Source organism: Embleya sp. NPDC059213 (assembly GCF_042754445.1).
In the GTDB taxonomy this organism is placed as follows: Bacteria; Actinomycetota; Actinomycetes; order Streptomycetales; family Streptomycetaceae; genus Embleya.
In genome coordinates this window covers 59,710-70,595 of the sequence record NZ_JBHZAV010000030.1, presented here as the reverse complement: position 1 = coordinate 70,595, position 10,886 = coordinate 59,710, and the positions used below count along the sequence as shown (strand labels likewise).

The following is a 10,886-nucleotide window of genomic DNA, read 5'->3' as shown; positions in this document are numbered from 1 at the left end:
CGAGCACCCCGACGAACTCCGCGTCACCGGCATCCCCGTACGCTGCCCCGCCTGCGACGCCCGCCGCGACTGGCTCCTCGTCCACCACCAAGGCCACACCTTCATCCGCTGCCGCTGCGCACACCAATGGCACGAACCCGACCTCGACGCCGACGACTTCGACAACCTCGCCGCCGGATCACCGGACCGCTACTGGCCCACCTACGACGACGCCCTCGTCAGCCTCGGCTTCGACGGGACGTTCGCCGGCACGTACATGTGATCCGTGAGGGCCCCGCCCCCGCGCCGGGGGTGTACGCGCGAGGGCAGGGCGTCGGAGCTCGGGGCGGGATAGCGCCGAAGGGCGGCCGTTCCGGTCGCGAACATCCCACGCGACCGGAACGGGCTTGTGCAGCTGCGGACCGGCGTCGGTCTCAGACCTCGACGACCGCGTAGACGGGCAGGTGGTCGGAGAGCTGACGAACGATCGGGTCGTCGATGACGCCCGCTGTGCGGAAGGCGAGTCCGCTGCCGAGGATGTGGTCGCTTCGGCGGCGGATGCCGTCCTCCTTCTCGTCCCAGTGGCCGACCGTGTCGCGCCCCGAGCGCTGGTTCGCGAAGGGGTCGACGAACCCGGCCCTGTCGAGCAGGCGGATCGCCCGCCGATCCGTCAGGCCCAGGGTTCCGTCCTCGCGGCACAGCCGGTGTCGCGAGTGGAGGTGGGCGGGAAGCGTCGACCAGTCGGGCTCGGGGTCGAACGCGCCGATCGTGTTCAGGTCACCCAGCAATAGCGTGCGCCGACCGGGCGCCGCGTACTCGGTGAGCCATCGGGCCTCGCTCTCGCGGTCGTCGCCGGAGAACGGGTCCAGGTGGGTGTGCAGGACGGTGAGGGGCGCGCCGGTGTCGGGGACGACGAACTCGACGCGCTGGAGCGTGTGGTGGAAGTTCCCCTCGGCGGCATCGGCGGTGTACCCGACGCGCCGAAGCTTCGCGGGGTTCCACGCGAGCACCAGGTGGCATCCGTGGCTCGCGGACGGGGCCAGCGTGGTCTGCATACCCAGCTCGTTGGCGATCGCGCACTCCAGGGCGTGATCGTCCCGTATGCCGTGCTGCACTTCCTGGAGGGCGACGAGGTCCAGGTCCATGGCTCGCAGGACCGCCATCTGCGAAGGGAAGCGATCACCCCCGCCGTTCAAGAGGTTGTAGCTGCCCACGCGCATGGTGGAACCCTGCATCGCCCCTTCCTCCCCGGTCGTTGCGTTACGCCGGAACCTTCGGAACGCCGCGTACTCCCGGGCGAAGCCGTCGAGGGTGGCCGCTTCGGCGTCGCCCTTGTCCTCACCGGATGGTTCGCTCATCGCTCGCGCCGCCTCCTCCGCGACCAGCGGAGCGATGCGCGTCCGCAGCGTGTCCGCGTAGGCCGCAAAGTCCCGAGCCCCAACGCCCAGGCTGCCCAGGTCCGCCCGCACGGCGTCGAGCTGGCGGTGCAGCTCGCGGTAGCGCACGTGCACGTCCCACCACTCTGTGAGCGCCCAGTACCCGGCCCGGATCCGCTCGAAGGCGGCCGGTCGCAGCTGGTGCAGGATGCTCTCGGCGTTATGCTCGACCCGGTCGCCAGGTGTTGCGGGCCCTCCACGTACAGGGGTTCTCACGCGGCGGCACCGCCCGTTGCGGGGAACGTGCACCACGTACACGACCCCTCGCGCCCCCAGTCGCTGGTGAGGGCCTCGACGATGACCAGGCCGCGACCGTCTTCCGCGTCGACGTCGAAGGGCCGAGCCGAAGGCAGGGTTGCGGAAGGTGAGTGGTCGTCCACTTCGATGCGGATCTCTCCCGATTCTTCACATACGAGCAGGAGCGTCACTGTGTCGGCCTCGCCATGGCGGATCGCGTTCGTCACCAGCTCACTCACCACCACGCCGACCTCTTGGACGACGCTGCTGTCTTGGTAGCCGCAGAAGCGGAGTTGAGTACATGCCAGGCTTCGCATCTGGCTCGCCCGCTTGGGATGGGGGACGAACTCGACCTGTACGCGTCCACGCTCCATCGATGTAGCAAGTGAGCAGGCGGGTGGCGGATCAGTCGGGCGGTCCACCTCCGATAGCAGCCGTTGAAGCACAATCCTTCGCCTCCGAGAGAGCGCGTCGAGGCGAACCCGGTGCCGTGGAAGGCGCCGGAATCGTCCTCTGGGGAATGAAGAAGGTCATGAGAGATCGACGGCGGGAGCACGTTCGACGTCACGTGGCTTGGCTGCGGCCCGGGCAGCCCTGGGTCGATGCCACAGCCGCAGGATCCGGTTCTTCGCTGGGAAAGCGCAGCCGGGGCGACCCGTGGGCGGGTTGCTGCGCTTTCCAGCGGGGCTCGTCAGTGTTGGCGGCCGAGCAGGATGTGGGGATAGCCGCGGTGGACGCGGTCGCCGAGCGTGGACTTGAGACCTTCGATAAAGGTATCGATGCGTCGGGTGGCCTCTTCGACGGAGTCGGCTTCGCCCTTGAACTCGAACTCGACGTAGGAGCCGGCCCCGGCGAGGGTGTCGATGCCGATGGCGAGGTCGTCCGTGGTCCATTCTCGGCGGGTCTTGTCCACGGTGATCAGTTCGGTGAAGTCCAGGGCGACGAGGGTGCGCTTGACGGCTTCGGAGTCGGCGATCGAGGTCTCGTACTCGTCGCAGTGGGTCTTGACCGTGGCATCGAGGGGAAGCCAGCGCTTGAAGTTCAGCGAGGCCCTGCCGTCGTCCTCGACGCGGACCCGCAGCCAGTCGGAGACCACGTTAGGGGCGAGGAAGTCCTTGTGGGGCGCGTTGAAGTACGCATCGACCTGCCGAGTCTCCCGGCCGCGCTCGGCCCCCAGCGCGTCGAGTTCGTCGATCAGCGAGCGAGGGTCGGGGAGTTCGTATTTCTGCTCGACCTCGGTGTATTTCATGCGGGCACCTCCGGGCGCCATCCGTGGACTGAGAAGGGGTCGTTCTTGAGGTGGAGGCGGATGATCTCGGCGCTGTAGTCCATGAGCGGCCGGGGAAGGCCGTCGACCGGGGCGAAGATCATGTCCGTGCAGTAGCGGGGTTCGGTGTTGGTCGGGGTGCCGGTCCAGGCGCGGGCGATGAAGCCGAAGCCGACGCGGGCGTCGCCGTGCGGGGGGCGGTGATGGGTGACGCCGACGAAGTCGAGGGCTTCGAACGGGACGTCGAGGCCGGTCTCCTCGTGGAGTTCGCGAGCCGCAGCGGTGAGGACGTGTTCCCCGTCTTCGACGTGCCCGCCGGGCAGGCACCATTGGCCGCCAGCGTAGATGTCGCCGGCGCGTTGAAGCAGCAGGAGCCTGCCTTCGGTGTCCGGGACCAGGACGAGGACGTCGACGGGACTGCGGTGCCTGTGCGGGGTGAGGTTGTTCACCCGGGCAGATTAGGCGCGTCGAATTCAGCCGTCGGCCGCCTGACGCGGTCGTACTGCGAGTTCGGTTCGCAACGCTCCGAGGGATTCACGCACGAGGGTGAAATCGTCGGGGTCGAGCGGTGGGCCGAGGCAGTGCACGTCGGTCTCGATTTGGGCGGCGGAGCGGAAGCCGACGAGGACGGTGGCGTCCGGTGCGTGGGCGAGGACGAAGCGGAGGGCGACGCGGGCGAGCGCCTGGGTGGTGTCGCCGAAGCGCTCCCGGATGGGGGTCAATGCGTCGTGGACGAGCCGGAGGTTCTCGGAGAGGAACCGCGGGTCACGGCTGCGGTGGTCTTCACGACTGAACCGTCTTGGGGCGTCGGGGTCGTGGGCTCCGATGAGCAGGCCCTGCCCCAATGCCTGCTTGACCACGACACCCACCCCTTTTACTTTGGCGAACGCGAAGATGTCGGTCTCGTCGTTGCCGTAGAGCGGGCTGAGCAGGTTGTGGCGCACGGACAGCACGTCGGGACGGATCGCCTCGAATCGATGCAGGAAGCGACGGGTCTCCTCGGCCCGGTGGTCGTCCCCGCGCGCCCATTCGACGGCGAACTCGTGGGGCGCCCGCATGCCGATCGCCTTGATCAAGCCGTCTCGACGAAAAGTCTGCATCTGCCGGACGGCGTGGGTGAGACGCATGTCGTTCGGACCGAAGTTGTCGCTGTGCAGGAAGTAGAGGTCCAGTCGATCGGTGCCGAGGTTTCGCAGAGTGGTGCGGAGCTGGTGGTGCATCTGTTCGGGTTCGTAGGGGTGTGCGCCCGTGCCCGCGAAATACCCGACCTTGCTGCTGACCGTCACTCGATGACGGGGGACCTCCATGAGCAGACGGCCGAGGAGCCGTTCGGATCGGCCGAGTCCGTATACGTCGGCTGTGTCGAACAGGGTGATACCCAGCTCGTACGCGCGGACGAGAGCCGCGTACGCGGACTCCGGGTCCACATCGTCCCAGCCGATGGGGACCCCGCCGTTGGTGGTGCGTCCGCCGATGGTCCAGCAGCCGGCGCCGAGAGCGGAAACCTCCTGATTCAGGCCGGGGAGGTGCCGCCGCTCCAACGGGATGGGTGGAGTGGGCTTCATGTGCGGTTCCGTTCGGTCGGGCCCTGTCGGGGGTGAGATCGCGGTTGTCAGGTGCCGCACGGATCCGAGGCGTTGATGAGCTCCCATCCCCTGGCCGACCGCCATCGACGGTGCTCGGCGTCGAGCACGGTGGCGTGGATCTCTGCCAGGTCGGCGCCCACCTGCGGGGCGGCGACGGCCATCCGCTGCTGTAGCAGCGAGAGTTCGGCGTCCACCAGGCGGCGCAACCGGTCGTCAAGCAAGTCTCGGGCGGCGGGGGTGCGGGTCTGTCCCGTCTCGCGGGCCGCGTCGAGCATGCCCCCCAGGACTGTGTACGCGGAGTTCTTGATCACCGCTCGTGCCCGTCGAACCGCTCGGCGGGGGTCGCCGTCGAGGACCTTCTCCAGGGACTTGAGCGTGTAGTCGAACGCGAAGTTCCGATCGATCCACAACTGCGCCCAGGTACTGCACAGGCCGATGCGCCAGTCGGCGAACTCGGCGTCGCGTCGGCCCATGGAGGGGCGCACGGCGCCGGCGAGTCCGGCCTTGGCGACTTGGTGGGTGTATGCGGCGCCGATGAGGCACTCCATCGACACGAGCATGTAGGAGATGCCGCTGTGGAAGGGGCGTCCGGTGCTGTTCGCATCGACGAACGCCCGATCACGGACGGCGTCGACGATCTGTTCCGGAGTCAGGTGCGGCTGCGGTCGCAGCAGGAGGTCGGTGCGGCCCTGGAAGGAGTGGGTGGCCTCCAGTTCGGCGAGGGTCATCAGGTGGTCGAAGGTGATGTAGGTGTAGCGGGTGGGGACCCCGAGGGCCGACAACGTGCGAATCGCCAGAGCGTTCTGCTCGCCGGTGGTCTCCTTGTTGAAGCGGGCCAGGATGCTGTCGACACCGGACTCGACACCGAACAGGCAGCGTCGCAGTCCACGTTGGACGAGCGTGCGCCACATCGCCGCGCGTTCGGCGTGCCAGCCGGCTTCACGGCCGGGGTGGACGACCTGGTCAACGCGGCAGCTCGTCTCCCAGGCGAAGGCGGCGTCGTGGAGTACCGATGCGGTGGCGAGCGCTCGCGGAACGGCCTCGGCGCCCCGGCCGATGAACTCCTCGTCCACCAGGTACAGCGTCCTGGAGACGGACGGATGGCGGCGGAACACGGTGTCGATCTCGTCCAGCATCCATGGCAGGTCGGCCGGCTCCCCGCCGGCCCATTGCCCCTTGTGGGCGCGGGGGCAGAAGGAGCAGAAGTTCGTGCAGCCTCGGGAGGCTTCGAGCTGGACCACACCGTGGCTGCGCAGGGTCGCGTCCAGGAGGTCGAGCTCGGGCAGGAAGTCGTCCCGGAGCCGATTCGGGCTCGCCGGGGTGTGTCGGTGCGGGCCCTGTCGGCCGATGGTCATCGTCCCGTCGCCGCGGGCCACGCCCACATAGCCGATGCCGCGTACCCGATCGAGGGTGAGGTCGCCGTGCCAGTGCGCGATCAGGTCGACGATGGTGCTCTCGCCGGCTCCACGTCCGATGAGCAGATCCGGGTAACGGTCGAGGAGAAGGGCCTCGTTGCGGGCGGTGAGGCTGCCGCCGGCGATCACGCGGGGCGGATCGGGCAGGGCCGACACGGTGTCCAGCAGACGGATCATCAGGTCGTGTTGCCCGAAGGTGGCGGAAATCCCCAGGATGTCCGGCCAGCCCTCGCGGATCTCGGCGACGATGCCGTCGAGCGTGGCACCCAGCTGCATGTCCATCAGGCGCACGTCGCCGAGCAGGCTCCGCCGTGCGGCGCGCGCCAGGCCGGAGATGCCGAGCGGAAAGCGCGGCAGCGGGAAGTGCTCGGGGTGGTAGAGGGCGACCAGGAGCACCCTGGGCCTGGTGAGCCGGTGTATGGCGTGCTGATTGACGGCGGCCAGGGACAGCCAGGAGCTCGGGTTCTCGATGTGCAGGTTGCCGTGGGCCCACGCGGGCCATTCACGACTTCGGTGTTCGCTTCCGGAAAGGTCGGCGGCCACCCAGCGCTGATCGGTCCGTTCGACGAGGACCAGGCGCCGGTCGAGCGAGCCCCCGACCACGACGCGGCCGACTCGCCCGGCGAGGTGTTCTTCGATGTGTGCGCGTAAGCGTGTGGGGTCGGTCAGGTGACGGGTGGCCGTGACCGCGAAGGCCGCCGCCAGTTCGGAGTCGCCCGGTGCCGCCAGTGCGGCCACGCGCATCAGGCGATCGGTCTTGATCGATCCGACATCCGGTGCTCGGACACTCATGGATGCGCCTCCGCTCACGGTTGGGCTGATGGACACGACCCCGAACGTGCGGTGGGGTGCAGATCAGCTTGAGGTCACCTCGGCGGCACATCTACGGCGTTCGGCGGTCATTCACCGGCCACTTCGAGCCTCGCTGGGCAGCGCCGCGGACACCGGCCGGACACCTGTCGGCGGATGCCCGAGAACGGTCCGATTCGGTGGAGGAACCGGTCGTGAGCGGTGCACTCTGAAACCGACAACCTGATCAGGGGGGCGGAGTTGACACACGCAACGCTGCTGGCGCAACTGGCCGAACACCAAGGTCTCGACAGGTACACCGAGTTCGCGCGGGCGTACAAAAGGGCCGCGTGCGAACTCGCCGACCTCGACCGGAACGAGCGCCTGCGTCGCGAGGAGGTCACCGAACGCACATGGCGTCGCTGGCGCAACGGCGACGTCCACAACACCGGTGACACCGCCGCCCGCATCCTCGTCCACATGTTCGGGCGGGCCATCCGGGAGTTACTGTCCGCTCCGGCGGCCGATGCTCCTGCTCCGTCCCTGATAGACGAAGGCGAGCTCTTGATGACCGCGCACGAAGCATCCGAACACGCCGGGAACTTCGCCGGGCGCCGTATCGCGGATGCCCAACTCGACCAGATCCAAGACGACATCGTGCAGCTGGCCGGCGCCTACTCGCGTACCTCGCCGCTGCACGTCTACACCGAAGGCAAACGGTTGCACGCGGCATCCTCCGCGCTGCTGGACCGCACCGCCGCACCCGCCCAACGCCGTGATCTCCATCTGGCCACCGGCACCGTGTGCGCCCTGCTGGCCCAAGTCGCCTTCGATCTCGGCTCACGAGCGGCCTCGGCCGAGCTTGCCCGAGCCGCGCGTATGCACGCCGAGATCATCGACCACCACCCCCTCCTCACCTACGCCGACTGCACGCTCGCGCTCATCGCCTACTGGCAGGGACGCCCCAGCGTCGCAGTCACCCTGGTCGAAAGGGCCGAGCACTTCCAGGTCGGGGGCACCGGCACCATCCGCCGGGCATCCATCGCTGCCCGCGCCTACGCCCACACGGGAGACCTGGCCGGCGCCGAACGCGCGCTGCGCACCGCGGGACACACCAGCCGCGACGCGCGAGACGACCTGCACGACGGCATCGCGGGCGAATTCGCCTTCGACGACGCGCGCCGAGCGATGTCCGCCGGCACGACACTCCTGCTCATGGGCGAAGCCCAACGCGCCGGCAGGGCCTCCGGAGAAGCACTGGAGAGCGTCCGCCGCCTCCCCGTGGAACAGCAGTCCGCCAAACTGCTCGGCGAGGCCGCAGCCGACCAGGCCCACGCACGCCTCCTGGACGGCGACCTGCCGGGGGCCGGAGCGTCGCTGCAGGTGGTCTTCGACGTACCTCCCGAGCGTCGCGTCGAGGGCATGGTCCAACGCCTCCACCCGGTACGCGCGGCGCTGTCCGGAGCGAACTACCGGGCAGCGACCGGATCACGCGACCTGCGCGACCGGATCGAGTCGTTCACCCTCACCAACGCGCCCGCCTTGTTCGGCTCACCCGGCCCGGCCGGCATGGCCTAGCCCTGCGCGTCTCCCGAAGAAGGCCAGCCCCGCAGGTCACGCGAGCTGCGACAACAACGCCTGCTCCTTCACGGGATCGATGCCGTGAAGAGCGGCCCGGGCGTGATCGACAGGCGTCCCGCCGGAGTGCAGCCATGCCCAGGTGTCCGCGACCGTCTCGGCAAGCGGGCGGCAGCGCAGCCCGTCCTTGACGGCTGCGGTCGGGTCCACGGACCACACCCCGGCGTGGGTACGCCACAGGGGCAACTCCGTCCACTGGGCCACGTCGTGCTCGACCAGGAACTCGGGTTCGGCCCACACCGGCGTCCCGGTGCCTCCGGTGACGGCCAGGCAGGCGGCCAGGAAGTCGGCGAAGGTGATCCCGTGCGGATGGGCGACGTTGTACGTGGCGGGCACCCCGGTCCGCGCACGGTCCAGGGCGAAGCGCGCGACGTCCCGCACGTCCACCGGCTGGATCACCGTGTCCGCCGGGGCGGGAGCCAGCAGCGGCCCGCCCCGTGCCGCGCGCGCCAACCACCACGGCAGCCGCCCGACATACTCACCCGGCCCCAGGATCACCCCCGGCCGCAACACGGTGGCCCGACTCTCGAACGCCCTGTGCACGGCGTTCTCCACACCCGCCTTCTGGAAGCCGTACTTCGTCGGCGAGCCGTCCGCGCCGGTGTACCCGAAGTCGGAGTCCGCGTCGTAGGCGCACTCCAGCACCGCCGACTCCTCGGTCAACGACGTGTGCGGCCAACCCGCGTACACACTGACCGTGGAGATGTGCACGTATCGCGCCGCGTGATCCGACAACAGCGACGCCCCGACGAAGACCTCACGAGGCGACAGCTCCGAGCTGGAGGTGTCCACCACCGCATCCCACGGACCGAACTCCCCAAGACGCCGCACGTCCTCGGCGCTCGTGCGGTCCCCGTGCACAGCCCGAACGCCGGGGACGTCGCGGCCGGATCGTCCGCGGTTAAAGGTCGTCACCGCCCACCCCCGCGCGAGGGCGTCCTCCGTGATCGCACGGCCCAGAAACCACGTCCCACCCAGCACGAGAATCCGCATGGCCCGATCCTGCCGGGAATCGTCGCCGGGCGCATCGTCCCCGACCTGAGGAGCCGTCCGTGTCCTGTTGCCCTCTTCCGCGCCCTTCCGTGTCGTCGAACGGCTCGGCGAAGATCGAGGCATGACCGAAGACAACGAACTACGGCAGCGGGCACAGGCACAGGCCGCGAACATGGTCGATCTGCTCGGCGAGTTGGTGACCTGCGAGTCCCCGACCGGTGACACGAAGGCCCTCGGGCGCTGCGCGGACCTGCTGACCGAGGCAGGCACAGCCGTCTTCGGCTACGCACCGCAGCGCATCGTCGGTGACGGCGGTCCGCACCTGCTCTGGGCCGGAGAGCATCCCGAACCGGTCATGCTGCTGGGCCACTTCGACACCGTCTGGCCGATCGGCACGCTCGACGAGATCCCCTTCGGCATCCACGACGGCGTCGCCCGGGGCCCCGGCGTCTTCGACATGAAGGCCGGCATCGTACAGATGCTCACCGCCGCCGCCCTGCTCGAAGACCCCACCCGCGTCCGGCTCCTGCTCACCTGCGACGAGGAGACCGGGTCCCACACCTCCCGCGACCTCGTCGAGACCCAGGCCCGCGGCAGCCGCGCGGTCCTGGTCGGCGAACCCAGCGCGGACGGCGGCGCGGTCAAGACCGCCCGCAAGGGCACCGCCAACTACGAGATCACCGCCCACGGCCGAGCAGCCCATGCCGGCCTCGAACCCGAACTCGGCGTCAACGCGGGCCTGGAGATCGCCCACCAGTCCATCCACCTGGCCGCCCTCGCCACACCCGACGACGGAACGACGGTCACCCCCACGGTGATGACGGCCGGGACCACAACAAACACCGTCCCCGAAGCCGCCACGCTCCACGTCGACGCCCGGGCCTGGACCCGTGCCGAACTCGAACGCGTCGACGAGGCCATCCGCAAACTCGCACCCCACCTCGTCGGCGCATCACTGACCATCACCGGCGGTATCAACCGCCACCCCTTCGAACCCACAGCCGCACAAACTCTCCTCGAACACGCCCGACAGGCCGCCCGCTCCTTGGGCCTCCCCGAACCGGCCGCGGTGCGCTCCGGCGGCGGATCCGACGGCAACTTCACCGCCGCCCTCGGCATCCCCACCCTCGACGGCCTCGGCGCCCTCGGCGCCCACCCCCACGGCCGCAACGAACACGTACTCATCAACACCATGCCCGACCGCGCAGCCTTCCTGGCCCGCCTGATGAGCCTCGCGTTGTCCGCTGGTCTCCGTTAAATGACCAGGAACTCCCACTCCTCACCCACATCGGGAACGGAACCAACCCCGTCACTTCGGACAACCCCGAGCTCGTCGTCACGCCCCGCGCACACCAGCTAGGCCAACTGCCTCTGAGCCACCGTTGGGCTCCGTGCTCCGCCCTGTCTCGTCAGTGAGCGGTGACGAAGGCAATGCGGTACGTGGCCATATCAATCGGTGAGCCAGCGGAGCCTGACATCGAGGAGTCCATCCTCAGTGCACCTACGGTTTCAGTAGGTTGTCGCACATCCACTTCGGAGGGCTGAA

The 10,886-nt window shown here is 69.1% G+C and carries 10 protein-coding genes; 3 read left to right on the top strand and 7 right to left on the bottom strand.

The annotated features are described in order from the left end of the window. The coding region (locus ACFXMF_RS14520) for a hypothetical protein (protein ID WP_379987792.1) at window positions 1-262 on the top strand (262 nt) is incomplete at its 5' end. A 151-nt stretch (window positions 263-413) separates the two neighbouring features. Here ACFXMF_RS14520 and ACFXMF_RS14515 read toward each other — a convergent pair. The 6 genes from ACFXMF_RS14515 to ACFXMF_RS14490 form a co-directional block, all read right to left on the bottom strand. Beyond that, a complete protein-coding gene (locus tag ACFXMF_RS14515) occupies window positions 414-1,631 on the bottom strand; it encodes an endonuclease/exonuclease/phosphatase family protein (protein ID WP_379987791.1) in 1,218 nt (405 codons plus the stop codon). After that, window positions 1,628-2,026 carry an ATP-binding protein gene (locus tag ACFXMF_RS14510; RefSeq protein ID WP_379987790.1) on the bottom strand — a complete coding sequence of 133 codons (399 nt, stop codon included), beginning with the start codon at window positions 2,024-2,026 and terminating at the stop codon, window positions 1,628-1,630. The genes ACFXMF_RS14515 and ACFXMF_RS14510 overlap by 4 nt, the downstream gene beginning before the upstream one ends. Window positions 2,027-2,343: 317 nt before the next feature. Beyond that, on the bottom strand, window positions 2,344-2,901 hold the full coding sequence (cyaB, locus tag ACFXMF_RS14505; protein WP_379987789.1) for a class IV adenylate cyclase: 558 nt from the start codon (window positions 2,899-2,901) through the stop codon (window positions 2,344-2,346). Continuing rightward, window positions 2,898-3,368, bottom strand: coding sequence for an NUDIX domain-containing protein (locus ACFXMF_RS14500; RefSeq protein WP_379987788.1), 471 nt, complete (start codon window positions 3,366-3,368; stop codon window positions 2,898-2,900). Before ACFXMF_RS14500 ends, cyaB begins: the two co-directional genes overlap by 4 nt. Before the next feature lie 24 nt (window positions 3,369-3,392). Continuing rightward, window positions 3,393-4,484, bottom strand: coding sequence for an aldo/keto reductase (locus tag ACFXMF_RS14495; protein ID WP_379987787.1), 1,092 nt, complete (start codon window positions 4,482-4,484; stop codon window positions 3,393-3,395). Between the two features lie 47 nt (window positions 4,485-4,531). Beyond that, on the bottom strand, window positions 4,532-6,712 hold the full coding sequence (locus ACFXMF_RS14490; RefSeq protein WP_379987786.1) for a B12-binding domain-containing radical SAM protein: 2,181 nt from the start codon (window positions 6,710-6,712) through the stop codon (window positions 4,532-4,534). A 258-nt stretch (window positions 6,713-6,970) separates the two neighbouring features. Between ACFXMF_RS14490 and ACFXMF_RS14485 the strand changes: the two genes are divergently transcribed. Then, window positions 6,971-8,287: a hypothetical protein gene (locus ACFXMF_RS14485; RefSeq protein ID WP_379987785.1), complete on the top strand. Its 1,317-nt coding sequence runs from the start codon at window positions 6,971-6,973 to the stop codon at window positions 8,285-8,287. A gap of 36 nt (window positions 8,288-8,323) precedes the next feature. Here ACFXMF_RS14485 and ACFXMF_RS14480 read toward each other — a convergent pair whose 3' ends face one another. Beyond that, on the bottom strand, window positions 8,324-9,340 hold the full coding sequence (locus ACFXMF_RS14480) for an NAD-dependent epimerase/dehydratase family protein (RefSeq protein WP_379987784.1): 1,017 nt from the start codon (window positions 9,338-9,340) through the stop codon (window positions 8,324-8,326). A 121-nt stretch (window positions 9,341-9,461) separates the two neighbouring features. On the opposite strand from ACFXMF_RS14480, the gene ACFXMF_RS14475 reads away from it, so the two are divergent. Next, entirely contained in the window at window positions 9,462-10,598 is a 1,137-nt protein-coding gene (locus ACFXMF_RS14475) for a M20 family metallopeptidase (RefSeq protein ID WP_379987783.1), read from the top strand. Window positions 10,599-10,886 lie beyond the last annotated feature (288 nt).